Origin of the sequence: Aquirufa antheringensis, assembly GCF_004307425.1 — a bacterium.
In the GTDB taxonomy this organism is placed as follows: Bacteria; Bacteroidota; Bacteroidia; order Cytophagales; family Spirosomataceae; genus Aquirufa; species Aquirufa antheringensis.
Map to the genome: position 1 here is coordinate 76,427 of NZ_SEWZ01000003.1, position 24,245 is coordinate 100,671.

At 43.9% G+C, this 24,245-nt stretch carries 22 protein-coding genes; 11 read left to right on the forward strand and 11 right to left on the reverse strand.

The features are described from left to right. Positions 1–90: 90 nt before the first annotated feature. From pnuC to EWU21_RS06215, 5 genes are all read right to left on the reverse strand, one after another. Entirely contained in the window at positions 91–648 is a 558-nt protein-coding gene (gene pnuC, locus EWU21_RS06195; RefSeq protein ID WP_161566481.1) for a nicotinamide riboside transporter PnuC, read from the reverse strand. Beyond that, positions 648–1,292 (reverse strand): endonuclease III, encoded by a 645-nt coding sequence (gene nth, locus EWU21_RS06200; protein ID WP_130895952.1) that lies wholly within the window; start codon positions 1,290–1,292, stop codon positions 648–650. The genes pnuC and nth overlap by 1 nt, the downstream gene beginning before the upstream one ends. Next, positions 1,292–1,651, reverse strand: coding sequence for a DUF2752 domain-containing protein (locus EWU21_RS06205; RefSeq protein ID WP_130895953.1), 360 nt, complete (start codon positions 1,649–1,651; stop codon positions 1,292–1,294). The genes nth and EWU21_RS06205 overlap by 1 nt, the downstream gene beginning before the upstream one ends. Further along, positions 1,651–1,989, reverse strand: a complete 339-nt coding sequence (locus EWU21_RS06210) for a TM2 domain-containing protein (RefSeq protein ID WP_130895954.1) — start codon at positions 1,987–1,989, stop codon at positions 1,651–1,653. Before EWU21_RS06210 ends, EWU21_RS06205 begins: the two co-directional genes overlap by 1 nt. Positions 1,990–2,229: 240 nt before the next feature. Continuing rightward, complete coding sequence (locus tag EWU21_RS06215; protein ID WP_130895955.1) at positions 2,230–2,829, reverse strand: RNA polymerase sigma factor; 600 nt, start codon at positions 2,827–2,829, stop codon at positions 2,230–2,232. A gap of 192 nt (positions 2,830–3,021) precedes the next feature. Between EWU21_RS06215 and EWU21_RS06220 the strand changes: the two genes are divergently transcribed. Then, complete coding sequence (locus EWU21_RS06220) at positions 3,022–3,639, forward strand: hypothetical protein (protein ID WP_130895956.1); 618 nt, start codon at positions 3,022–3,024, stop codon at positions 3,637–3,639. Between the two features lie 51 nt (positions 3,640–3,690). Here EWU21_RS06220 and EWU21_RS06225 read toward each other — a convergent pair whose 3' ends face one another. From EWU21_RS06225 to EWU21_RS06240, 4 genes are read right to left on the reverse strand one after another with little or no spacing between them, the layout of a single operon-like run. Further along, positions 3,691–4,407: a pyridoxine 5'-phosphate synthase gene (locus EWU21_RS06225; RefSeq protein ID WP_130895957.1), complete on the reverse strand. Its 717-nt coding sequence runs from the start codon at positions 4,405–4,407 to the stop codon at positions 3,691–3,693. After that, on the reverse strand, positions 4,407–5,399 hold the full coding sequence (locus EWU21_RS06230) for an aspartate-semialdehyde dehydrogenase (protein ID WP_130895958.1): 993 nt from the start codon (positions 5,397–5,399) through the stop codon (positions 4,407–4,409). The genes EWU21_RS06225 and EWU21_RS06230 overlap by 1 nt, the downstream gene beginning before the upstream one ends. A 10-nt stretch (positions 5,400–5,409) precedes the next feature. Further along, complete coding sequence (locus tag EWU21_RS06235; protein ID WP_130895959.1) at positions 5,410–5,892, reverse strand: hypothetical protein; 483 nt, start codon at positions 5,890–5,892, stop codon at positions 5,410–5,412. 60 nt (positions 5,893–5,952) lie between these two features. Next, the gene (locus EWU21_RS06240; protein ID WP_130895960.1) at positions 5,953–6,489 is read right to left on the reverse strand and encodes a 5-formyltetrahydrofolate cyclo-ligase; all 537 of its coding nucleotides are present in this window, start codon (positions 6,487–6,489) and stop codon (positions 5,953–5,955) included. A 113-nt stretch (positions 6,490–6,602) separates the two neighbouring features. On the opposite strand from EWU21_RS06240, the gene ileS reads away from it, so the two are divergent. Genes ileS through EWU21_RS06260 form a run of 4 tightly spaced genes read left to right on the forward strand, consistent with a single transcriptional unit; the run spans position 6,603 to position 13,290 of the window. Beyond that, positions 6,603–9,989 (forward strand): isoleucine--tRNA ligase, encoded by a 3,387-nt coding sequence (ileS, locus tag EWU21_RS06245; RefSeq protein WP_130895961.1) that lies wholly within the window; start codon positions 6,603–6,605, stop codon positions 9,987–9,989. A 4-nt stretch (positions 9,990–9,993) separates the two neighbouring features. After that, on the forward strand, positions 9,994–11,052 hold the full coding sequence (locus EWU21_RS06250; protein ID WP_161566482.1) for a tetratricopeptide repeat protein: 1,059 nt from the start codon (positions 9,994–9,996) through the stop codon (positions 11,050–11,052). A 28-nt stretch (positions 11,053–11,080) separates the two neighbouring features. Further along, the gene (locus EWU21_RS06255; protein ID WP_130895963.1) at positions 11,081–11,890 is read left to right on the forward strand and encodes a DUF4292 domain-containing protein; all 810 of its coding nucleotides are present in this window, start codon (positions 11,081–11,083) and stop codon (positions 11,888–11,890) included. Continuing rightward, positions 11,887–13,290 carry a murein hydrolase activator EnvC family protein gene (locus EWU21_RS06260; RefSeq protein ID WP_130895964.1) on the forward strand — a complete coding sequence of 468 codons (1,404 nt, stop codon included), beginning with the start codon at positions 11,887–11,889 and terminating at the stop codon, positions 13,288–13,290. Before EWU21_RS06255 ends, EWU21_RS06260 begins: the two co-directional genes overlap by 4 nt. Positions 13,291–13,300: 10 nt before the next feature. Here EWU21_RS06260 and EWU21_RS06265 read toward each other — a convergent pair whose 3' ends face one another. Continuing rightward, a complete protein-coding gene (locus EWU21_RS06265; protein WP_130895965.1) occupies positions 13,301–15,619 on the reverse strand; it encodes a TonB-dependent receptor in 2,319 nt (772 codons plus the stop codon). 204 nt (positions 15,620–15,823) lie between these two features. Here EWU21_RS06265 and EWU21_RS06270 point away from each other — a divergent pair, with 204 nt between their 5' ends. From EWU21_RS06270 to EWU21_RS06290, 5 genes are all read left to right on the forward strand, one after another. Beyond that, positions 15,824–16,327 (forward strand): RNA polymerase sigma factor, encoded by a 504-nt coding sequence (locus EWU21_RS06270; RefSeq protein WP_130895966.1) that lies wholly within the window; start codon positions 15,824–15,826, stop codon positions 16,325–16,327. 132 nt (positions 16,328–16,459) lie between these two features. Continuing rightward, complete coding sequence (locus EWU21_RS06275) at positions 16,460–17,929, forward strand: phytoene desaturase family protein (protein ID WP_394364237.1); 1,470 nt, start codon at positions 16,460–16,462, stop codon at positions 17,927–17,929. A 1-nt stretch (position 17,930) separates the two neighbouring features. Then, positions 17,931–18,749, forward strand: a complete 819-nt coding sequence (locus EWU21_RS06280) for a phytoene/squalene synthase family protein (RefSeq protein WP_130895968.1) — start codon at positions 17,931–17,933, stop codon at positions 18,747–18,749. 1 nt (position 18,750) lies between these two features. Then, entirely contained in the window at positions 18,751–19,464 is a 714-nt protein-coding gene (locus EWU21_RS06285) for a sulfite exporter TauE/SafE family protein (protein ID WP_236633195.1), read from the forward strand. An 8-nt stretch (positions 19,465–19,472) separates the two neighbouring features. Next, positions 19,473–20,387 (forward strand): ion channel, encoded by a 915-nt coding sequence (locus EWU21_RS06290; protein ID WP_130895969.1) that lies wholly within the window; start codon positions 19,473–19,475, stop codon positions 20,385–20,387. Between the two features lie 31 nt (positions 20,388–20,418). Here EWU21_RS06290 and EWU21_RS06295 read toward each other — a convergent pair whose 3' ends face one another. Further along, on the reverse strand, positions 20,419–22,761 hold the full coding sequence (locus tag EWU21_RS06295; RefSeq protein WP_130895970.1) for a M1 family metallopeptidase: 2,343 nt from the start codon (positions 22,759–22,761) through the stop codon (positions 20,419–20,421). 144 nt (positions 22,762–22,905) lie between these two features. On the opposite strand from EWU21_RS06295, the gene xylA reads away from it, so the two are divergent. Beyond that, entirely contained in the window at positions 22,906–24,234 is a 1,329-nt protein-coding gene (gene xylA / locus EWU21_RS06300; RefSeq protein WP_130895971.1) for a xylose isomerase, read from the forward strand. The last annotated feature ends 11 nt before the right edge of the window (positions 24,235–24,245 follow it).

The following is a 24,245-nucleotide window of genomic DNA, read 5'->3' on the forward strand; positions in this document are numbered from 1 at the left end:
TATCTAAATTGTAGTCTTTTACCTAAACACAAATATAAAAAGGCTGAGCTTAATAAGGTAATGAATCCGATAAAATCTCTGACAAATTTTTTAGTCCCTGTTTTTCAGGGGCTTAAGCCAGTCGATGTAGCCTTTTAAGGCCAAAGCAATAAAGACAAGGTAAAGTGCCGCCGTGCCCCATAACCCTTTGTTTACATACATTCCCACGTAGACGATGTCCACTCCGATCCAGACAATCCAGTTTTCTATTTTACGTCGCGTTGCCAGCCAAGTCCCGTAAATACTTAGCCCAGTAAGGGTCGCATCTAGAAACGGAAAACTGACCGAGAGGAAATACTGCTGATGTAAAAAGCCGGATCCTGCACCGAAAAGCAAGGCCACCGCTAATCCCGTAAATAAGGTGCTGCGCCTCGATTTTTCAGGCACCCAATCTGGCTCGGATCTCGACCAAGTCCACCAGCCATAGATGGCCATTAGGATAAAGAAACCCTGTAATTCCATGTCGGAATACAGACCATTTTGATAAAAAATGTACCCGTAAAGACCTGAGGCAATGATGTTGCAAACCCAAGCAAGGTTTTTCTTCGCCATGCTGAGAAGCACGCCAGCTAATGAGGCAATGATCGCTAAAATTTCGACCAAGCTCATCATTTGTGGTTTTTCTGGTAAAAGGCGCAGAAATGCGTGATATCGCATTTCGCGCACTGAGGTGTCCTAGCTAAACAGACATAGCGTCCATGTAAAATCAACCAGTGGTGGGCCGTTGCGATGACTTCGTTAGGTAAATTTTTAATTAAGGCCATCTCTACTTTTAGCGGTGTATTGGCTGTTTTGGGGACTAAGCCCAGTCGCTGAGATACCCGAAAAACGTGCGTGTCCACCGCCATGGCGGGCTGGTTGTAGATGACGGAAGCAAAAACGTTCGCCGTTTTTCTGCCCACGCCGGGTAAACTTTGCAAGTCTTCCATCGTTTCAGGCACTTCGCCTGCGAATTGGTCGGTAATCTTTTGGCCTAAACCTAAAAGGTGTTTGGCCTTATTATTCGGATAGGAAACGGAGCGGATGTAGGAGAAAATTTCTTCTACGCTCGAATCTGCGAGGGCTTTTGCATCCGGATACCGCTGAAATAGGGCAGGAGTAACTTGGTTGATACGTTTATCCGTGCATTGCGCGGACAATACCACCGCGACTAATAGTTCGAATGGGTTCGAATAATGCAACTCGGTTTCCGCTTCTGGAAAACGAGTGGAAAAGTGCTCCACAAATGCCTGAAATCGCTCTTTTTTTAACATTATAATCCCTTAGATATTGACCAAACCCAATTTAATACAAGCAATACAATCAAAATAACTGCCACCACGGGCTGTCGAAATTTTTCCTCTAGCCAAATATACATCCGAAATACCCGATCACCACGCGTAAATAGGTCAAAAATGACAAGAATGGGTAATAACATGGTTGCCCCTACGATAATCCCAAGCGGGTTTCCATGAGTGAAATCGCCCAGGATAAAGCGCGTCGTTCCGCAAGCGGGACAAGGAATGCCGGTGATGGTTTTGAAAAAACAGGTAAAGGCAAATCCTGTCCACAGGTAGAAAAAACCGGCACTACAAGAAAGTAGAATGATGAAATAGAGCTTCTTCCGGCTCATTAAACTAGATATGGTTGCAGTGTTTTGAAATTGTGTTCACGGGTGGCATCCATAATGAGAAACCAATCGATAATGGTCCAAATACCCAATCCTCCGCACGTAATCAGCTTTCCGACGCCTAGACCAATGTCTCCCAGGAGAATACGGTCTACACCGAAATGACCACCCACAATAGATACAATCAGTGAAACGGTAGGGTCTTTTATGTTTATGCTTTGGAGGATAATCCATTGTGAATCATCTAGAGCAAGCAATCTCTCACGTATATAGGACAAATGATGCGTTTCGAAGCTCTTCGCATGTGTCATGATGAATAAGTCAACTTTAGCTGCGTCCATAGGATTTGATTTTTGCTAAAATTACCCAGAATTTTCGAATAAAAAAGCCCCTAGTGTGCTAGGGGCTTTTTAGAAGTACGCGCGTGCTCGAGAATTTTCTCGAGGCTCCTTTCGGAGGGCTCTGTGTAAGCCGAATTCAGCAAGTTTTGGACCTGTTTTAAACGAGCAAGTTCTTGCTTCTCGTCTTCATTTAATGTTTGCTGGAACCCTGTTTCAGGTTCATAAAGGTGTTTAATCAGGTCATTTGGGGTAGAGCTTTTTGTCATAGGCTAACTCTTGTTTGTCTAACATTTTACGAAGGTTAATTAAAGCGTAACGCATACGCCCTAATGCGGTATTGATACTAACTTGGGTTAATTCGGCGATTTCTTGGAAGCTTAATTCTTCGTAATGGCGCATCACGAGGACCTCGCGTTGCTCAGTAGGAAGTTTTTTTATCAAGTCCCTGATATTAACGATCATATCTTCTTTTAATTGTTTGTCCTCCGAACTTTCTTCTGCAAATTGAAAACTGTTCCACAGCGGCGAGCCATCGTCTAACACAATTTTGGGATAGCGCTTCTCTTTCCGGAAGTGATCGATCGCCATATTGTGTGCGATGCGGACGATCCAAGGAAGGAATTTGCCTTCTTCGTTATACTTGCCTTGGTTGATGACGTCCAAAGCTTTGATATAGGTCTCCTGCAAAAGGTCTTCCGCGATGTAGCGGTCCTTTACAATTAAATAAATAGTCGTGTATACTTTTGATTTACTACGATTTAGTAGTGTTTCGAATGCCTTAGAATCACCTTGTATGTAGGCAGAAATTAACGCTGCATCATTAACGGGTATTTTGCTCATAAAAAAGTAAAATGGTTAATGTAGAGGTTTATCTCATGCAATAGGGTCTAAATGGGCGAATTGATTGTGACGCAATATGATAGAAATCTTTTTTACATCCAAAATTTTAATCGATTTTGAATAAAATTGAGTGACAAAATTTGGAAGCTCATTTAAATCCTTAATTTTGGACTCCTAAACTTTAAAGAAAAAATGAAAAATCTACGTTCTATTGTGTCAGCTTTGGCCCTGACTTGTTTGGCCTTCGTTTCCAATGCTCAAAAAGCCGCTGATTATGCTGGTGAATACACCATGAGCGATAATCCTTACGTGAAAGTCTTGAAATTAGCGGACAAAGAAGGTAAGTTAATCATGTCTGCAGAAGGTTTTCCAGATACGGAATTAACGGCTGGAGCGAAAGCAGATGCGTTTGTATTAGGTGGAATGGGTGGAGATATCGTCTTTACACGTGAAGGTGGTGCAGTGACTAAATTAAAGATTGAAGCGCAAGGTCAAACCTTAGAAGGCGTGAAAGCAGGTGCAGCTGCATCAGCAGGTGGATCTGAATACGCAGCTTCTTATAAGATGGCTGATAACGAATACGTGAAGAAAATGATTGTCGTTTCTAAAGACGGTAAATTATTAATCTCATCTGATTCCAATCCATCTGAAGGCGCTGTTCTAATAGCGGCATCTACGCCAGATACGTTTGCTACAACCTTGCAAGGCTATGAGGCAGAAATTACGTTCGGTCGTGCGGCTGGAAAAGTAAAAACGATCAAATTATCTGTTGCTGGTGGTGCTGTGGTATTAACTGGTGATGTAGAGTAAATAATTCTTCCTTCAAAAAAAAGGGCTTCGTTAGATAACGAAGCCCTTTTTTTATTTCAATTGTCTGCGGTAGAGTTGAATCGTATTCTCTAATCCGTAATAAAGTGCATCGCAAATGAGTGCGTGTCCGATGGAGACTTCGTCCAGAGGATTGACGTTTGCCTGGAAAAAGGCTAAGTTTTCTAGACTTAAATCGTGGCCGGCATTAATGCCTAAACCTAATTGATGGGCTCTAAAAGCAGCTTTTCGGTATGCGGCAACAGCTTGCGTCGGATTGGTAGGGAAATCATTCGCATAAGGTTCCGTATATAGTTCGATGCGATCAGTGCCTGTAGTGGCAGCGGCCTCGACCATTTCTAAAACAGGGTCCACGAAAATGGAGGTGCGAATGCCCGCTTCCTTAAAGGGAGCAATCAGGCGCTTCAATAATTCTTGGTGTTCGATGGTATCCCAGCCGTGGTTGGAGGTGATTTGGCCTAAAGCATCAGGGACTAAGGTCACTTGCTCCGGTTTAACCGCTAAGACCAATTCCACAAAAGAGGCTTCTAATGGATTTCCTTCGATATTAAACTCCGTCTTCACCGCTTTTCTCAAGGCATACACATCCGCGTAGCGAATATGGCGTTCATCTGGTCGCGGGTGCACCGTGATGCCCTGAGCACCAAAACGTTCGCAATCCAACGCCACCTGGATCAGATCCGGGTTATTACCACCTCGCGAGTTACGCAAGGTGGCAATTTTATTAATATTGACGCTGAGTCTAGTCATTAGATCAAGTGGTTTGCCGCTAAGTATTCGGCGATCTGAACCGCGTTTGTAGCCGCTCCTTTACGCAAGTTATCGGCAACAATCCAAAGGTTTAACGAGTTCTTTTGAGATTCATCGCGGCGGATACGACCTACGAAAACCTCATCTTTACCGTGTGCCGTGATCGGCATTGGATACACTAAGTTCTTCGGATCGTCTTGAACGATAATTCCCTCTTCTTTTTCTAAGATGGCACGAACTTCCGCTAAATCGAAATCGTTCTCGAACTCGATGTTCACCGCTTCGGAGTGTCCTCCGATGGTAGGAATACGAACCGTGGTGGCTGTCACCTTGATGGAGTCGTCCATCATGATTTTATTTGTTTCTAAAATCATCTTCATCTCCTCTTTCGTGTAGCCGTTTTCTAAGAACACGTCGATTTGAGGAAGAACGTTTAAATCGATTTTGTAAGGATATACTTTCGCGTAATCCGTCTTTCCAGCGCGCTCATCAAATAATTGATCGACAGCTGCTTTACCCGTTCCTGTTACGGATTGGTAAGTAGAAACGACCACACGCTTGATTTTGTATTTTTTGTGCAAGGGATTTAACACGACTACCATTTGGATGGTCGAGCAATTCGGGTTTGCAATGATTTTGTCCTCTGGAGTTAAGGTGCTCGCATTGATCTCTGGAACGACTAATTTCTTAGTAGGGTCCATACGCCAAGCGGAAGAGTTGTCTACTACGGTGATGCCGGCAGCCGCAAATTTGGGAGCCATCTCTAATGAGCTGCTTCCACCAGCAGAGAAAATAGCCACGTTTGGTTTCATCGAAATCGCTGTTTCGTAGCCTACCACCGTGAAGTCTTGGCCCTTAAAATTCACCTTTTTACCGATCGAACGCTCGGATGCTACCGGGATTAACTCCGTGACAGGAAAATTTCTTTCCGCTAATACTTTCAAAATTTCTCCGCCTACTAGTCCAGTGGCGCCTACAACTGCAACTTTCATTCTGTTTATTTTATAATGGATATGTGATTCCTACTGATACTCCTGTTTGCCCCGAAGAGCTTAATTTTAGGCCCATTTGAGCCTTACTTAATTCATTATATCGTTTTAACGCTTTGTTGAAGTGTCTGTTACTCACGGCTCCGATGTAGACGTTTGCTAAAGCCACGCCGCCCACCGCTGACCAATAAAAGCCCTCTGATATGCTTCCTTTACTCAAATAGGTAGAAAAAGCGAATACAGTAGAGAAACCGGCTAACCAGCCAGAAAGTTTATGCTGACGTTTGAATTTCAAGAATTCGACATTGACTTCTGGGTCTCTGGCCTCCATTAAAGGTATTTGTAAGGCCAAAGGATGGTCAACTAACTGCCTGTCATACATAAATCTCCTCGTCCAAACCCCTTGCACTTCTTCAATGGGAATTAATTTCTTTTCCTGCGCCATAGCGCCGCCTGAGGCCAATAGTAGAAAGAAAAGTAAGCTCCTGATTTTCAAAGCAAAGCTGGGATTTAAGCCTACAAAATTAGGGCTTAAAATGGGGAATCGAAAGGAAAATCAGCGAAAATCGTACAATTTCGCTGGGCAAATCGCAATGTCCAAGGGTATATCATGGCTTTCCACCTCCTCGATCAAGTCAACTGGATCGAACAGGCTGATGCCTATTTTAAGGCAATCTGGCCTACATAAAGCTAGGTAACGATCATAAAAACCTTTGCCATAACCTACCCGGTTGCCATTAAGATCAAAGGTTAAAAGGGGCAATAGGACAATATCGAAATCGGTCGGTTTTACCACGGTCCCGCCCACTGGTTCGGGAATGCCCCAGTCCGAGTTAGCAAATTCTGCCGCCAGCAACATCTCCATCGAACCCTCCGCGTCTGAAATAACGCGCGGAAAAGCAAAGTCGCCTTCGAGTGAATCTAAACTAATTTCATTGCGATGGGGGATGGCTTTGAAGCTGGCGATGGTTTTCGCGGGATTTAAAAAAGGAGCCAAAGTTTCGATGACGCGCTGGGAGCGCTCACGGAATTCTTTTTCTGTAAGTTCTGTGCGCTGCGCCAACACTATTTTTCGAATCTCGGCCTTCTTCATATTCAAACCTAGTTAATTGCGTTCGGAATACAAATCTTCACGTGAGATGTTCCGTATAATTTTGTATTTTTGCCTCAATTTTGCCAATTTTTTCATTTTAACCCCACACGTCTGTGAGCTTTAAGGAATACAAAAATTTAGATTACGCCGCTTTGGCAGATGAAATTCTAGATTTCTGGAACGCGAATAACATCTTTGAAAAATCCATCTCCACCAGAGAGGGACAGCCTACGTTTACGTTTTTTGAAGGACCTCCTTCTGCTAACGGAACGCCGGGGATCCACCACGTGATGGCGCGGGCGATTAAGGATATTTTTTGCCGCTACCAAACCCTAAAAGGGAAGCAGGTAAAGCGTAAAGGGGGCTGGGATACACACGGTTTGCCGGTGGAATTGCAGGTGGAGAAGGAATTAGGCATTACAAAAGAGGATATTGGTAAGAGCATTTCGGTCGAAGAATATAACAAAAAGTGCCGCGAGACGGTGATGAAATTCACCGATCAATGGAATAGTTTGACGGAGAAGATGGGCTACTGGGTGGATCTTGAAAACCCCTACGTGACTTACCAGGCGAACTATATTGAGAGTGTTTGGAACTTATTGAAGCGTTTATACGATCAAGGATTATTATATAAAGGTTACACGATTCAGCCTTATTCGCCAGCGGCGGGAACGGGTCTTTCGTCCCACGAATTGAACCAGCCGGGTTGCTACCGCGATGTGAAGGATACGTCCTTGACGGCGCAATTTAAGGCGATCAAGAACGCGAAATCGGAATTTTTATTTAAGGCTTCAGGCGATGCACCGGTCTATTTATTGGCTTGGACGACCACGCCTTGGACCTTGCCATCGAACACCGCTTTGACGGCTGGAAAGAATATTACGTATGTATTGGTGAAGACCTTTAATCCCTACACCTACGTGCCGGTGTATGTGGTGCTAGCCAAAGACTTAGTCAAAAACTACTTCCAAGCAGCCGCTGAAAACAGCGACTTTGCCGCTTACGAAGCAGCGGAGAAAAAGCCACAAGCGATTCCTTATGAGATCGTTGCGACTTGCAAAGGATCGGATTTGGAAGGAGTAGAATACGAGCAATTAATGCCGTATGTACAGCCATCGGCGCCCGCATTCCGTGTGATTTTAGGGGATTTTGTGACGACTGAAGATGGGACGGGTATGGTGCACACCGCGCCGACTTTTGGAGCAGATGACTTTAGAGTGGCTGCCCAAAACAACATTCCAGCGCTTTTAATTACCGATGAAAACGGCAAAGAAGTGCCATTAGTAAATCGCCAAGGCCGTTTTGTGGCTCAGGTGACGGACTATGCTTTGGAACCCGTAAAAGAAGCTTACTTAACGGATGAGGAGAAAGAAGCGGAGCGCGTGAAGCAAGGCCGCGACAAATATTTGTCCGTGGATGAGCGTATTGCGATTCAATTAAAGACCGAAAATAAAGCGTTTAACGTTCAGAAATTTGATCACCCGTATCCACATTGCTGGAGAACGGACAAGCCGGTCTTGTATTATCCATTGGATTCTTGGTTCATCAAGACGACGGCGGTAAAAGATAAATTAATCGCCTTAAATAAGACGATTCAGTGGAAACCGGAGTCGACAGGAACGGGTCGTTTCGGGAACTGGTTAGAGAATTTAGTGGACTGGAATTTGTCTCGTTCTCGCTATTGGGGAACGCCATTGCCTATTTGGCGGACGGAAGATGGCTCGGAGGAAATCTGTATCGGTTCTTTAGAGCAATTGAAAACGGAGATTGAGAAGGCGCAGGCTTCTGGGACTTTGACTGACGTTCAGACCAAAGGTAACGCAGCGTTTTTAAAGGCTTTAGCGGCTGGCGAGGCAGACTTGCACCGCCCATTTGTGGATGAGGTATTCTTGCTTTCAGCGACAGGCAATGTATTAACAAGGGAATTGGATTTGATCGACGTTTGGTTCGATTCAGGTGCGATGCCGTTTGCCCAGTGGCACTATCCATTTGAAAATCAAGATGTATTCAAGCAGAGTTATCCGGCGGATTTCATCTCGGAAGGGGTGGATCAGACACGTGGTTGGTTCTTTACGCTGCACGCGATTTCGAGCATGGTGGAAGATTCTGTGGCGTTCAAGAATGTCGTTTCGACGGGATTGGTGTTAGACAAAAATGGAAACAAGATGTCCAAACGCCTAGGCAACGCCATCGATCCATTCGAGACCCTGAAAGCTTACGGAGCGGATCCGACGCGTTGGTACATGATCACGAATGCGCAGCCTTGGGATAACTTGAAATTTGATTTAGCTGGGATTACGGAGGTGCGCAACAAGTTCTTTGGCACACTGACAAATACCTATAATTTCTTCGCTCTTTATGCTAATCTCGATGGGTTTGAGCAAAAAGGCATTAAAGAGGAAGATTTAACGGAATTAGACCGTTGGATTCTATCCAAATTAATGAATTTGATCGCGGAGGTCGATGAGGCTTTTGAGACCTACGAGCCTACAAAAGCAGGTCGTGCGATCCAAGATTTCGTGTGTGATCATTTGTCTAACTGGTATGTTCGTTTGTCACGCCGTCGCTTCTGGAATCCAGAAACGGCGAATCAGGTGATCACCGCGGACAAGCAAGCGGCTTACGAGACTTTATACCACTGTTTAGAGACGGTGGCGCAATTAATGTCGCCGATCGCGCCGTTCTACGGAGAATGGTTGTACAAGAATTTGACGGGCAAAGAATCGGTTCACTTGACGCATTTCGCGAAAGTAAATCCGAGCCTACAAAACCCAGCCTTAGAAACGTCGATGGAATTAGCGCAAGGTATTTGTTCGCTGGTTCACTCGATTCGCAAGGTACACCGCCTGAAAGTGCGTCAGCCTTTAGCGCAAGTCTTAGTGCCGGTTTTGCAAGAGTCCGTGAGAGACCAAATTCGTCGCGTGGAAGATCTGATCAAATCAGAGGTAAACGTGAAGGAGGTTAATTATTTAAATGACGCTTCTGGGGTATTGAACAAGAAAGTGAAACCTAATTTCAAGGCTTTAGGCCCTAAGTTCGGGAAAGATATGAAAGTGGTCGCGGAGGCCATCACGGGAATGTCTTCGGAGGATTTAGCGTTGATCGAATCAGCTGGATCTGCGAAGATTCAAGGTTTTGAGATCGCACTAGCGGACATTGAAATCTTGACAGAGGATATGCCGGGTTATTTGACGGCAAGCGAGGGTGGATTGACGATCGCGTTAGATAATACCTTAACGCCAGAATTAGTTCGTGAGGGGAACGCACGTGAATTTGTGAATCGTATCCAAAACTTACGTAAAGATTCTGGTTTCGATGTGACAGACAAAATATATATCCAAGTGCAGCGTTCGGACGAAGAATGGACGGCCAGCTTGAACGAATTCAAAGCCTATATCTCGCAGGAGGTGCAAGCCTTGAGTTTGGAATGGGTGGATTCGGCTTCGACGGAACTTACTTTTGAGGAGTCTAACTTGTTCGTGAATGTCACGGTAGCTTAAAATGATGCGAAAACTCACTTATTTGATTTTACTTTTAGGGGGGTTTTTTTCTGTGGCTGCGCAGTCTGAAGAACTCATGGTGGATGGGATGCGGGCGTATATGAAGGAGGATTTTGGCGAGGCAATTCTTGTTTTCGAGAAGCTCGCGAAAGTGAAGTCGCAGGAGCCGGCGGTCTTCTATTATTTGGCCAAAAGCTATCTGTCCGACAAACAACTCACCTCAGCCCGCTCAAACGCGGAGAAAGCACATCTGTTATCGCCTTACTCGTTTGATTATGGTCTTTTATATGGAGACTTGCTTTTAGCGAACAAGGAATACAAAAAGGCATTGGAATGCTTCGAAAAACTGCTGGCCTACGACGACCATCGCTTCGATGCAGAACCCGACATGATTCGGGTGAAGCAATTCGTCTTTTTGTCTAAAGGCGATGAGTCGAAAGACCTCGCCGATAAAAATACCTACTATCTACAAGCAGCGAATTTAGGGCCTGTTCAAGAAGAACTTTGGGTGCGCATCATTCAACTGGACTGGGAATTAAATCGAAAAGAGGCCGTGGTGGAACACGCCTTAGAGGCTTTAGAAAATTACCCTCGAATGGCTCCCTGGGTGTTTCCTATTTTAGGAGATGCTTACCAGGCTTTAGGCAATCATGCAGCGTCCGATGCCGCTTTCGATAAAGCCTTAGCTGCGAATCCGAAAGATGACCATGTGCTCAATAATTACAGCTATTTCTTGTCAATCAGGAAGGAGAAATTAGCCTTAGCCGATTCGCTTTCTGCCCGTTTAGTGGCGGATCACCCGCGTAACGGCACCTATTTAGACACGCGGGCATGGGTGTTGTTTGAACTGAAACGTTATCCGGAAGCGCGCGTGGCGATGGAGGCGGCTTTGAAAGATAAAGAAAATGCGTCTGCCACCTTATGGGAACATTATGGCGATGTGCTTTTTCGCTTGAAATTAGTGGAAAAAGCACTAGAGGCTTGGAAGGAGGCACTTCGCTTAGATCCGGCTCGTGAATCTGTAGATAAAAAGATTCGAATGCGTCAAATTCCCGAAAATTGAGCTATTTTTGTTTCCAAAATTCCTTCCTATGCGGATTCTTTTCAGTCTAGTTTTTCTTTCTCTGCTGGGTGCCTGCGCACCTAAAGCGACAGTGGCTACGACAAATCCGGTGCAGGGGGATACCATACAGGTAGATTCTGTTCCCGTCGTGGCGGCGCTTTCCCAGGCAGATGTCCTTGATCAACAGTCCACTTCTGATGATTTGAATTTTACCTATTTAAAGGCGAAATCGAAGGTGATGTGGAAAACGCGCACGAACACGGATAATTACATCGTAGATATTCGGATGAAGAAGGACAGTATTATTTGGGCGAATATTTCCGTTTCGATGATTTCTGGTGCTGCTGTTTTGTTCACTAAAGAACGCGTTCAATTCTACCATAAGATTAACAACGAATACACGAATCTGACTTACGATAGTTTGAGCACAAGTTTGGGCTTTAAAGTAAGTTATGATTTGATTCAAAATATGATTGTAGGCGACCAGCCCTACAAGAAAAATAATACGCGCCGTGTCGTTCGAGAGAACGAAAATTTCTTAGTCAAACAGCAAGAGGGGCACGTGGAGGTGAATAATTGGGTGGGGCCTAATCGGAAATTAAAGAAATTGTCCGTGAGTGATTTACCTTCATCGAACAAGTTAACCTTAGATTACGAGGATTTTGCGAGTTTAAATTCAGCGATTTTCCCGTTCTCTAGCTCGATTACCTTAGATGTAAAGAACAAAGAAAATCAGGTGAATCAGACCTTGATATCTATTAAATATTCCAAAGTAGAGTTGTTAGATACCCCTTTGGAATTCCCTTTTAAAGTGCCAGCCAAACTCTTAAAGCCTTGAAATACCTTTTCCTTCTATTCGCGTTCCTATTTACGAGTTCGTCTTTCGCTCAGGCAGACAAGAAAGCCGCTTTAGAGCAGCAGAAGAAAGATAATTTGTCCAAAATTAAGGAGCTGAATTCCATCATTTCGCGAACATCCAAGAAGAAAAAAGCCTCGATTGGGAAACTCAATGTACTGAAAGAACAGATCGGAGTGCAGAAAAAGCAGATTTCAGTTTTGGAACAAAATCAACAAATTTTAGCAGAGGAGGCACAGAAATTGCGAAATGAAGGCGATGTGTTAAAGGCAAAATTAGAGCGATTGAAGAAGCAATACGCTTTGATGATTTATGAGGCTCAAAAAACATCCTCTGTGTACAATAAGATGAGTTTCTTGTTATTGTCGAATGATTTAGGGGAATTTGTTCGACGTTTTGATTACCTACGTCACTATTCCACGAATCGAAAGAAACAGGCAGATTTGATCTTTAAGACTCGTCAAGATTTGATGACGAAAGAGCAAAAAGTGGTCTTCAAGAAACAAGAGGAGCAAAAGGTCATTGTAGAGAAGGAAGGGGAGAAGAAGAAGTTAGAGGTCTTGAAAACCAAAGAAGACCAAGTAGTCACAGTCTTAACCCAACAAGAGAAGAAATTAAAAATTGAATTAGAAAAAAAGAAATTATCCGTTCGCAAATTGGATAATTTAATTGCAGGAATTGTACAGCGGGAGATCCAAAAAAGTATTGAAAGGGAGCGCAAGCTTCGTCAAGCACGTCAAGTGAAGAAAGTGGAGGTAGCTAAACCTACTTTACCGGAACTAAAGAAAGGGGAGACGACGAAGATCTTGGCTGAAAAACAAGTAGAAAAGAAGGAGTCTCCTAAAGAAGAAAAGAAGGCAGCTGTTGCGGAGGCTAAAAAGTCGAAAGCGGAACCCGCTCCAGCGGCAGCGGTCGAGGAGAAAAAGATCGAAAGCAATACCTATTATATGAATGCGGATGAAGCAAAATTAGCTAGTTCCTTTGCGGCACTGCGCGGTCGAATGCCATTCCCGGTTCCATCGGGTTTTATTTCGGATCACTTTGGCGTTCATAAACATCCCCTGTTAAAAGGGGTGATGATCAATAACAATGGAATTGATATTCAAACTTCCCCTGGTTCTCCGGTACACTCCGTGTACGATGGCGTAGTACAATCCGTGGTCAATATTCCGGGGATTAATATGGTGGTGGCGATTCAACACGGTGACTATTTTACCGTCTATAGTAAGCTGGCGAATGTATCTGTGAGTGTAGGAACGCGGGTGAGAACGGGTCAACGCATCGGTTCTGTAGCCTCGGATGAGGATGGAACGGCAGAGATTAATTTCCAGGTTTGGAAAAATACGGTGCGCCAAAATCCAGAATCCTGGCTTCGTCGCTAAAGCTTCGTCGCTAGATCGAATACGAAACTTTTAAGCTGATATTTCTACCTTGATCATCTGCATAATAGCGGAATCGATTAAGGTAATCGCGGTAAGCGGCGTTTAACGCATTGGAAACGCTCAGGTTTACTTCTAGCTTTTTATACGTCATCCCCCCATTCACCTGTACTAAAAAGTACCCTGCAGGCGGGACAGCATAATCAGAGCCCCCTTCCACCCGTGTCTGTTTGGACACCTGAGTAATTCCACCGCTCACATAGGCCTTATTCGATTTAAAAGCATACCGGAGGAGGTATTCAAATCGATCAGCTGGTATATTGACCAGGTATTGTTCGTTTAGGGTGTCAAAAGCCCGTACGATACTCGTCTTTTGTTGCACCGTTAGTCGCGGACTAAGCGAATAAGTCGCTTGGAAATCTATTCCTTGAAAACGAGCATCGATTTGCTGGTAGCTGAAAATGGGGAAGACCCCTCTAACCGTGGTCGCATATACGGCATTCAAATTGATCACAGAAGGGCGTAAATAGATGAAATTGCGGATGTGATTCGAATACAATCCCACTTCAATGTCCCAACGCTCCGGCTTGTAATTCGTTGAAAAGCTGAAGTTCGTTCCTGTTTCTCCTTCTAAAGTAGGATCCCCTATTTCATAGGCTCCGGCACCGTGGTGAACGCCGTTTGAGAATAATTCATTCGCACCGGGTGCCCGGAAGGCACGCGAAATAGTGAATAGCGATTCCGTCAAGGGATTCCAATGGTAAGTCAAGCCTAGACTGCCCGAAACGCCTGCAAAATGGTGTTTGCTTCGAAGAATACTTTGGGAGAAATTGGCTTTGGGGCGATGCGTTTCTATTTCTTTTATATCATACCGCAGACCCGCTTCTAGTTCCCACTTTTCTGTTACTCTTCTTTCGATGGCGAAAACACCTAGATTTTGTAAGGAATAATTAGGAAGAAGGCTGGTGGTTAAGACAGGGTTTTGGACTTTATTGCCGGAAGTGATGTTGCCTTGATCCAGAAAGGTGAAACCAACCTGTCCCTTCCAGCGCTTATTCGTGTTCGTTTCATCATACACGAGCTCTCCGCTATGCGTATTTAAATTAAAACGGAGTGTATTGATGTTTTTTCCTGCCCTTAATACATCTAATTCCCAGCGTTCATCTGATTGTGCCGCAACGGTCGCTCGTAAAGTAGCTTGATTAGGGAGGTGGTAGAAGGCTTTGACTTTGGCCAAATCATGCCACACATCCTGATTAGGGCGATCAATTCGACGGATAAATTCAGCCGGTGTAAAGGCCGCTAAAGGTCGAGACAGCGTAATGGATCGCTCTAAATCCGAAATATTTCCAATATGAGAACCCTCGTAGATACCGATGACCGTATGGAATCGGCTGACGAAAAAATCCGCTCCGAATCCAGCGGATTTATAGCCTATGGCCATCGAAACATTTTCTTCTTTCACCCCCGTATTGCTGAGGTAGTAATCAGCTGTTCGGACGTTTCCGCCATCCTTTAAAGTACCTTGAATGCGCCAGCCCCAGCCTTTCAGTCGAGGGATTCCTCCTTCTAAGAGTCCGGAAATAACGCCCTGCCGACCATTGCTAAAATAGATACTTTGAACGGATCCATGAATGACAGAGCTGTCAGGTAGCGCATTGGGTTCCAGCATGACAATGCCACCAATAGCATCTCCACCATAGCGAAGTCCACCAGGACCTTTGATTACTTGAATGTTTTTAGATACGAAGGGGTCGATTTCAGGCGCGTGTTCGCTGCCCCAGTTTTGGCCTTCTTGTCTGACTCCTTGATTTAAAATGATCACGCGACTGGAGTGCAAGCCATGAATCACGGGTTTAGAAACGGAACTTCCCGTTTGTAGACTCTGAACGCCTGTCAGTCCTTTTAGCATTTCTCCCAGGGACAAACCTTCTTTTTGAGAGCGTTCCTCCGCGCTCAAGGCTGACTTCATTTGAGACGTAATTTCTTGCTTTCTTCCTTGGACAAAAACCTCCTGCAAATGTTCGTCGTGCGTACTTAATAGAAAATCTTCTTCTTTTTCGTCTTCTAGATAAATTTCTGTTTCGATCAGGTCAAAACTGGCCATTTGGCAGACGAGCGTGTATTTTCCGGGACAAAGATCTTTTAAAATGAACTGTCCTTTAGCATCCGAAGTCGTTGATTTCTTCGTGCCTTTCAGGTAGACATAGGCGCCAGGAACCTTTTCTTTATTCTCTTTCGATGCCACAATACCTTTTAAGGTGCAGTGGCAATTCGTTTGCGAAAAGCTTGAAAACGAATAGAGTACAAGAAGTAGGTAAAGGTATTTCATGGGAATAAGAGGGTTAAAGATAGGTTAAAACCTGCTTTTATGCGAATCTTCCTTTGCTTAAAAGATGAATGGATTTTCTCTATCGATGAACGCGACTTTTTTGGCAACTAAAATTTTTGTTTAATTTTTTTTGAAATTTTTTAAACAAAGTATTTGTTTTGTTTAATCTTTTTATAAATTTGTTGAACAAAATAGAACATCGATATGACAGCTCTTGAGTTTACTTACCAAATAGGCACTTTTTCAAAGTTTTTACGCCCATTCGCGCTTCGTTTGACGAAAGACGGAGATGATGCAAATGACCTGGTGCAAGATACTTTAGTGAAGGCTTTCACGAATCGGGATAAATACCAAGACGGGACAAACCTGAAAGCTTGGTTATTTACGATTATGAAAAACACCTTTATCACCCAATACCAACGTATGGTGAGACGTAACACCTTTATCGACACGACTGATAATTTACATTACATTAACTCGATGGAATCATTGCAGGAAAACAAAGCAGTGAATTCCTTTATCAATGAAGATATCCAAAGTGCTTTGTCGAAAATAGATTCGATGTACAGAGTCCCTTTTATGCTTTACTTCGAGGGATTTAAATACCACGAGATTGCAGAAGAATTGCAGTTACCTATTGGTACTGTTAAAAATAGAATATTTATGGCGAGACGTGATTTGAAGAACCATCTTCACATGTACGCTTAGGTTAGTATTAATAGGTTTTGATTAGTTTTTTGGTTAACAGAAGGAGGTTAAAAAGTCAGATTTTATCTGACTTTTTCTTTTTAGGCTTTGGGCCAAAAGAAAGATCGGTATATTTGTTAAATTAGCGTAATTATGAAGAAAGTAATCGTCATAGGAGCAGGTTTTTCTGGGCTTTCAGCAGCGACAGAATTAGCTTCAAAAGGATATGAAGTCCAAATTTTAGAAAAGAATGATCACGCAGGTGGCCGTGCTCGTGTTTTCCAATCGGAAGGTTTTACTTTTGATATGGGGCCGTCTTGGTATTGGATGCCGGATATTTTTGAGACTTATTTTAATCGTTTCGGGAAAAAACCAGCGGATTATTATGATTTAGTTCGCTTGGATCCATCCTATTCAGTGATCTTGTCAGAGACGGAAAAAATCGATCTTCCAGCTAATTATGCGGATTTGAAAACCTTATTCGAGTCCTATGAACCGGGTGCTGCAGCGCAATTAGATGCGTTTATGGAACAGGCGGCCTATAAGTACAAAGTGGGTATTCAAGAATTTGTATGGAAACCTTCCCGCAAAATCACCGAATTTCTCAGCCTGAAATTACTCATTGACGCGATTCGTATTGATGTCTTTTCTTCGTTTTACAAGCACATTCGCAAGTTCTTCACCTCGCCTACTTTGTTGAAATTGATGGAATTCCCTATTTTATTTTTAGGGGCGATTTCACAAAATACACCCGCGATGTACTCGCTGATGAATTATGCAGAAATCAAATTAGGTACATGGTATCCAATGGGGGGCATGCACCATATCGTCAAAGGGATGGTGGCCTTGGCAGAGGAAAAAGGGGTCAAGATTACGTATAACGCTGAAGTGCAAGGATTCGAAATCGTCAAAGGAAAAGTAATAGGAGTTAAGACGGCTGCCGGATTACAAAAGGCGGATGCTTTCGTGGCTGGCGCAGATTACCACCACGTAGAAGAATTACTAGGCGATGGATTGCGTAATTACGATGAGGCTTATTGGGATAAGCGCGTGATGGCACCTTCCTCTTTGTTGTTTTATCTAGGAATCTCGAAGCGCTTACCTAATTTAAAGCACCACAACTTATTCTTTGATCGTGATTTTACCGTGCATTCGCACGAAATTTATACCGATCCGGCTTGGCCTTCCGATCCCTTATTTTATGCCTCAGCACCATCGGTGACTGATCCATCTGTCGCTCCGGAAGGATGTGAAAATATCTTTTTATTGATTCCAGTGGCTCCAGATTTAGAGGATACAGAAGAAGGTAGAGAGAAGTATTTCGAACAATTAATGGATCGATTAGAAGCACATTGTGGCGTCTCTATTCGCGATTCAATCCTATACAAACGTTCGTATGCACACCGGGATTTCAAATCGGATTACCACGCCTACAAAGGCAATGCCTATGGCTTAGCGAACACGCTGATGCAGACGGCAATTTTGAAGCCTACCTTGAAAAACAAGCACCTAGATAACCTGTATTATACAGGTCAATTAACGGTTCCAGGTCCTGGCGTGCCGCCATCCTTGATTTCAGGGATTGTGGTGGCCACTGAGGTCGATAAAGAATTAAAAGGATAATATGGATTTATACTTACAAGTTTCCCTTGCCTCGAGTAAGTTATTGACGAAGGCCTATTCGACGTCCTTTTCGTTAGGTATTCGAACGCTGGATGAAAAAGTGCACGATCCCATTTATGCCATCTATGGTTTTGTTCGATTAGCGGATGAAATTGTGGATACCTTTCACGATCAGGACAAAGCTGCCTTATTGCAGCGTTTTCGCGAAGATACTTACCGCGCCATTGAGGAGCGAATTAGTTTAAATCCCATACTTCATTCTTTTCAATGGGCGGTGAACAAGTTCGGGATGGAACGGGAATTGATTGACGCTTTTTTGTACTCGATGGAGTTAGATTTAACAAAACGCGATTATAATCCAGAAGAGTACAAGCAATACATTTATGGTTCAGCGGAAGTAGTCGGTTTGATGTGCTTGCGTGTTTTCTGTGAAGGAGATACAGCAGAATACGAGTCTTTGAAGGCGGATGCGTGCGCCTTAGGTTCTGCCTTCCAAAAAATCAACTTCCTCCGAGATATCCGTTCTGATTACGACGAACGAGGTCGGGTGTATTTCCCGGGAGTCGATTTTACGACTTTCACGGATGCGGAGAAAAAGGAAATCGAAGCAGATATTCAATTGGATTTTGACGCGGGTCTACGTGGTATTCACCGCTTACCTACCGTCGCCCGTAAAGGCTGTTTGTTAGCCTATGAGTATTATATTCGCCTTTTTGAAAAGATTAAAGATTTGCCTGCCTCTCGCATCAAAGAAGAGCGTATTCGCGTAGCAGACTGGGAAAAGATGTTTATTTATTTCCAATTAGCCATCCGAAAATAGTGTGGAATTAATTATACTATTGGCCATCATGGCCTTTTTATATGCCTCCGTGGGACACGGTGGCGCTAGCGGCTACCTTGCTGTGATGGCTCTATTTGCTATCGCACCGCCGCTCATGAAACAAACGGCTTTGTTATTAAATCTGGGTGTTTCGTTGATGTCATTTCTTGCCTTTTATCGGCAAGGCTTCTTTAGATGGACTTTGTTTTGGCCTTTTGCCCTCGGATCCATTCCGGCCGCTTTTTTAGGCGCACGTATTCCATTGACTGATTCGACGTATAAACAGATTTTAGGGGCCTGTCTTTTTTTAGCAGTTATTCGAATGGTGATTTCGTTGAAAGAGGCTACTCAAAGGAGTTTGCCTGCTGTCTTAGGCATTTTCACGGGAGCGGCTATCGGTTTACTCTCCGGTATGATTGGAATTGGCGGAGGAATTATCTTAAGTCCACTGTTATTACTTTTCCGCTGGGCTTCGTTGAAAGAAGCGGCAGCCGTTTCAGCTCTATTTATTTTCGTAAATTCCGTGTCAGGTTTAGCCGGTTTGAAAACCTGGATTCCGCTAGATCAATCTCAACTGTTGTATTGGCTGTTTGCCTCCCTGGTGGGCGGTTTTTTGGGTGCGCGTTGGGGAGCAGGCATCGCATCGTACGCGAAAGTGAAATGGATATTGGCTTTGGTTCTTGTGATTGCATCGCTTAAATTGTGGTTCATATAAAGAGCGCTATGAAAGAAAATGTGAATCAGGACACGGGATTTGGAGAAAAAAGCACCGATATGGGTGGCCGAATGGTCAATAAAGATGGATCATTTAATATCAAGCGGAAAGGGATTAGTGTAAAAGATCGAGCCAGTGGATACCAAAGTATGCTGACGATGTCGCGCCCGCGATTTTTAGCCACTATCTTTTTGTTTTATTTTTTAATGAATTGTTTTTTTACGGCTTTGTATTGGCTTGCGGGCCCTTCAGGGTTAGAAGGAGTGCAGAAAGTTGAATTTTGGGATAGAATAAAAGAATTGTTTTTCTTTTCCACTCAAACATTAACCACCGTAGGTTATGGAAGAATTAACCCCATCAGTGAGGCTGCGAATTGGATTGCTGCAGTCGAATCTCTAATCGGATTTCTTTCCCTTGCCATAGCTACGGGTCTATTGTATGGTCGTTTTTCTCGACCAAGAGCCTTTATTCGGTTTTCGGATTTTCTAGTATATACCCACTATAAAGGAACTAAAGCGTTGATGTTTCGGCTGGTTTGTTACAAGGATGATCACCTGTTAATGAATGCTGAAATTAAAGTGAACGTACGTATTGTTACGAATGATCATTCCTATCGATTTTTCAATCTAAAATTAGAGCGGAGTAGAGTGGATAGTTTAGTTTTAAATTGGACAGTGGTTCATCCAATTGATGAAGAAAGTCCTTTTTATGGTTTATCCCAAAAAGAAATTGTGAATCTTCAGCCTGAAATTTCGGCCTATCTGACGGGCTTTGATGAGGTATATTCCTCTATTGTAGTGGCTCGTATTTCGTATGCGATTCAAGATTTTAAGTTCGGATTCAAGTTTTTACCTATGTATTTCAGTAAATCGATGCGGACGGATTTGGACTTATCCAAACTGAACTTAATTGACCAAGAGTAAAAAAAGCCCCGATTGCTCGGGGCTTTTTAATTTAATTTTTAGATCCAGTGACCGCACCCGCCTTTTTGGCATTTTGTGCTTCTTGCATTGGATTAACTCCTCCGCTGTAGGTTCTTCCCTGCATCTTGAATAACTGAACCTTCGTAGGTTGTGCTGGTTCCCGAGGGAAAGCATTGTCTTCCGTATCAATATCCGCGATTTCAAAGAATGGATCTAATGTCCACTTTACGACTTTCTTAGACGTTGGGATGATTTTCTTTGCTGTCACATCGTTCAAACGCCAAACCTCCGCCGGGAAACGCAATACCTCTTCTGTACCATCTTCATAGTTCAAGCGAACGATCACAGGCATGGGTAAACCGCCTTTGTTCTTGAAGTTCACCACATAGAAGTTTTTACCCTCTGACACTAATTTCTTCTCGTCGTCATTTAAGGACGCCATGTAGTCTTGGTATTTCTTTTTATCGGCCTCCGTAGGAGCGAAGCGATCGTAGGTATTATAGAAGTCCGTCAAATCAGGATTTTCCTCCACAACCGTGCGCTTGATATCTGTTTTGTTGCGAATCGCAGACATCGTTTTGCCTTTTGCTTCCGCCACTGCTTTTTCTCCTGCCTTTTTGATGGCCGGATCTTGCGTATCGATTCCGAACCATTCCACCGTCTCAATCGACTGATTCACGGGCTCCGTTCCGTAGAACCAACCTCTCCAGAACCAATCCAAATCCACACCTGACGCATCTTCCAACGTACGGAAGAAGTCAGCTGGATACGGTTGTTTGAACGCCCAACGACGCGCATATTCTTTGAAGGCATAATCAAATAATTCGCGACCCATCACGGTTTCGCGTAGGATATTTAAGGCCGTTGCTGGTTTGGCATACGCATTATTTCCAAAATCCATGATATTCTCCGAGTTCGCCATAATAGGCACCTGGTTCTTCGAATCTAAACGCATGTAGGGAACAATCGATTGAGGCTCGCCACGACGTGCCGGGAAGTTGCGATCCCATTCTTGCTCCGCTAAGTACTGGCAGAAGGTATTTAAACCCTCATCCATCCAAGACCATTGGCGCTCATCAGAGTTAATAATCATCGGGAAGAAGTTGTGACCCACTTCGTGGATAATCACCCCAATCATCCCGTTTTTCACGTTCTCCGTATACGTTCCATCTGCTTCTGGACGACCGCCATTAAAGGAAATCATCGGATACTCCATTCCACCACCCGCTGTGGCGTGGCAAGAAATCGCTACTGGATACGGATATGCGACCGTTCTTTTCGAGTACGAACGAAGCGTGTGCGCTACGACCATCGTCGAATATTTACCCCAAAGTGGATTTCCCTCTTTCGAATAGTAGGACATCGCCCATACTTTCTTGCCTTCCACATCCACTTGCATCGCATCCCAAATAAACTTGCGAGATGCGGTGAAAGCAAAGTCACGCACATTATCCGCTTTGAATACCCACGTCTTTTTTCCTGTTGGAACACTTTTCTCTGCTTTGATCGCTTCGTCTTGTGTTACAATTTCCACCGGGCGAGTCGCCGTTTTGGCTTGCTCCCAACGCTTTAATTGCGTCGCAGTCATCACCTGATTAGGGTTCAATAATTCCCCGCCCGCACCTACGACGATGTCATTTGGCGCTGTGATGGCTACTTTATAATTGCCAAAATTCAATGTAAATTCACCTTGGCCCATGAACTGCTTGTGCTGCCAGCCATATACGTCATTGTATACCGCTAAGCGAGGGAACCAGTGTGCGATAAAGTAGTTTGCAATATTGTCTTTGCCTAGAATTTCTAAACCAGAGCGACCATAGTAGGCTGTGATCAAATAATTCCAATCAATACCAAAGCTCACCGAAGCACCCGATTTCAACGGAGTGGGTAAGTCTATACGCATCATTGTTTGATTGATCGTGTGACGCAATGGATTACCTTTTGCATCTTTTACAGCTGTGATTTTGTAGCCGTAATCTTTCGGGTCTGTCAATTCTTGGAAGGCACCAGCGCTGATGCCATTCTTGATTTCACCCGTCTTAGTCGTTTTACCTGGGGAGTTTTTTTCAAATAGATTTTGGTCTAATTGAATCCATAAATACGGTAAATCATCCGGTGAATTGTTGTAATACGTGATCGTTTCTGATCCAATGATCTTGCGATTAATGTCATCTAGTTCCACTTTGATGTCATAATCCGCACGTTGTTGCCAATAATCTTTACCTGGAGAACCACTCGCGGTCCGGTAGGAATTAGGCGTAGGCAAAGTCGATTCTAATTGCTCGAATCGGTTGTTTGCGTTAAATGAGGTTTGAGCTTTCGCGGGCAGCAAGAAGACTGACAGCGCGATTAGCTGGAGTAGTTTTTTAAGCATGTTGAAAAGGTTATTTAATGCAAAATAGTAAATTTATTTCAATTTTGTAGCTGTGCTAATCTGTGCTAAAATATATTTGTATATAATAGGTATAATATGTAGTTTTGGGACTTTAAGAAGAAACAACATTAAGCATTATATATCATGAGTGTAATCATTGGTCAAAAAGAGTATTTCAAAGGCATTGGTCAAATCAAATTTGAAGGTGCAGAATCAGATAATCCTTTCGCATTCCGTTACTACGATGAGAATCGCATCGTTGCCGGCAAGAGCATGAAGGAGCACCTTCGTTTTGCGATTGCGTATTGGCATTCGTTTTGCGGTGACGGAGCGGATCCTTTTGGACCAGGAACACACCACTACCCTTGGGATGTGGCTTCAGATGCACGTCAGCGTGCGGCAGACAAAGCCGATGCAGCATTCGAATTCATCACGAAGATGGGTGCGCCATACTATTGTTTCCACGATGTGGATGCGATTGATGGGCATAATGATCCCAAAGAATTTGGTGATCGCGTGAAATTCATCACGGATATATTTGCTAAAAAACAAGCAGAAAGCGGCGTAAAGCTTTTGTGGGGAACAGCGAACTTGTTCTCGAATGAGCGCTACATGAACGGCGCGTCTACGAACCCGAACTTTGAAGTAGTGGCTCACGCAGGTGCGCAATTAAAAGGCGCTATTGATGCGACGATTACCTTAGGTGGCGAAGGCTATGTGTTCTGGGGAGGTCGCGAAGGCTATATGAGCTTATTGAATACCGATATGAAGCGTGAGCGCGAAAACTTCGCTCGCATGTTACATACCTGTGTGGAATATGCGCGTCGCAATGGTTTCAAAGGTAAGTTCTTCATCGAACCTAAGCCTTGTGAGCCTACGAAACACCAATACGATTATGATGCGGCAACGGTGATTGGTTTCTTACGCGAGTTCGATTTATTATCAGAATTTGGCCTAAACTTAGAAGTAAACCACGCCACTTTAGCTGGACACACCTTTGCACACGAATGCCAAGTGGCTTCAGACGCAGGTATGTTAGCGTCTATCGATGCGAACCGCGGAGATACGCAAAACGGCTGGGATACGGATCAATTCCCGACGGACATTTACGAATGGGCGGAGGCGATGTCAATCATCTTGAAGCAAGGCGGATTAGCCGGTGGTGGAATTAACTTTGACGCAAAACGTCGCCGTAATTCAACGGATATGGCGGATTTATTCTATGCACACATTGGTGGTATGGATACGATTGCACGTTCTTTATTGATCGCAGAGAAAATCGCGAAACATGGCGAGATGGATCGCTTGAAAGCGGAGCGTTATGCAAGCTTTAACTCGGGTAAAGGAGCGGATTATGCAGCGGGCAAATTGAAATTAGAAGATTTATACAAAATCGCGATCGAGGTAGGGGAACCAGCTCAGATCTCTGGCAAGCAAGAATACTTAGAGAATTTGTTAGGCCGTTTTGTTTAAAAATACGTAAT

Excerpts from the sequence above, each read along its gene's own strand:
- EWU21_RS06250 (WP_161566482.1), top strand. The coding sequence starts at position 9,994 with ATGCGAAAACTCACTTATTTGATTTTACTTTTAGGGGGGTTTTTTTCT.
- EWU21_RS06210 (WP_130895954.1), bottom strand. The coding sequence starts at position 1,989 with ATGGACGCAGCTAAAGTTGACTTATTCATCATGACACATGCGAAGAGC.
- pnuC (WP_161566481.1), bottom strand. The coding sequence starts at position 648 with ATGAGCTTGGTCGAAATTTTAGCGATCATTGCCTCATTAGCTGGCGTG.
- EWU21_RS06230 (WP_130895958.1), bottom strand. The coding sequence starts at position 5,399 with ATGAAAGTTGCAGTTGTAGGCGCCACTGGACTAGTAGGCGGAGAAATT.
- EWU21_RS06240 (WP_130895960.1), bottom strand. The coding sequence starts at position 6,489 with ATGAAGAAGGCCGAGATTCGAAAAATAGTGTTGGCGCAGCGCACAGAA.
- EWU21_RS06205 (WP_130895953.1), bottom strand. The coding sequence starts at position 1,651 with ATGAGCCGGAAGAAGCTCTATTTCATCATTCTACTTTCTTGTAGTGCC.
- EWU21_RS06255 (WP_130895963.1), top strand. The coding sequence starts at position 11,081 with ATGCGGATTCTTTTCAGTCTAGTTTTTCTTTCTCTGCTGGGTGCCTGC.
- xylA (WP_130895971.1), top strand. The coding sequence starts at position 22,906 with ATGAGTGTAATCATTGGTCAAAAAGAGTATTTCAAAGGCATTGGTCAA.
- EWU21_RS06280 (WP_130895968.1), top strand. The coding sequence starts at position 17,931 with ATGGATTTATACTTACAAGTTTCCCTTGCCTCGAGTAAGTTATTGACG.
- EWU21_RS06295 (WP_130895970.1), bottom strand. The coding sequence starts at position 22,761 with ATGCTTAAAAAACTACTCCAGCTAATCGCGCTGTCAGTCTTCTTGCTG.
- EWU21_RS06265 (WP_130895965.1), bottom strand. The coding sequence starts at position 15,619 with ATGAAATACCTTTACCTACTTCTTGTACTCTATTCGTTTTCAAGCTTT.
- EWU21_RS06290 (WP_130895969.1), top strand. The coding sequence starts at position 19,473 with ATGAAAGAAAATGTGAATCAGGACACGGGATTTGGAGAAAAAAGCACC.
- nth (WP_130895952.1), bottom strand. The coding sequence starts at position 1,292 with ATGTTAAAAAAAGAGCGATTTCAGGCATTTGTGGAGCACTTTTCCACT.
- EWU21_RS06225 (WP_130895957.1), bottom strand. The coding sequence starts at position 4,407 with ATGACTAGACTCAGCGTCAATATTAATAAAATTGCCACCTTGCGTAAC.
- EWU21_RS06220 (WP_130895956.1), top strand. The coding sequence starts at position 3,022 with ATGAAAAATCTACGTTCTATTGTGTCAGCTTTGGCCCTGACTTGTTTG.
- EWU21_RS06215 (WP_130895955.1), bottom strand. The coding sequence starts at position 2,829 with ATGAGCAAAATACCCGTTAATGATGCAGCGTTAATTTCTGCCTACATA.
- EWU21_RS06270 (WP_130895966.1), top strand. The coding sequence starts at position 15,824 with ATGACAGCTCTTGAGTTTACTTACCAAATAGGCACTTTTTCAAAGTTT.
- EWU21_RS06275 (WP_394364237.1), top strand. The coding sequence starts at position 16,460 with ATGAAGAAAGTAATCGTCATAGGAGCAGGTTTTTCTGGGCTTTCAGCA.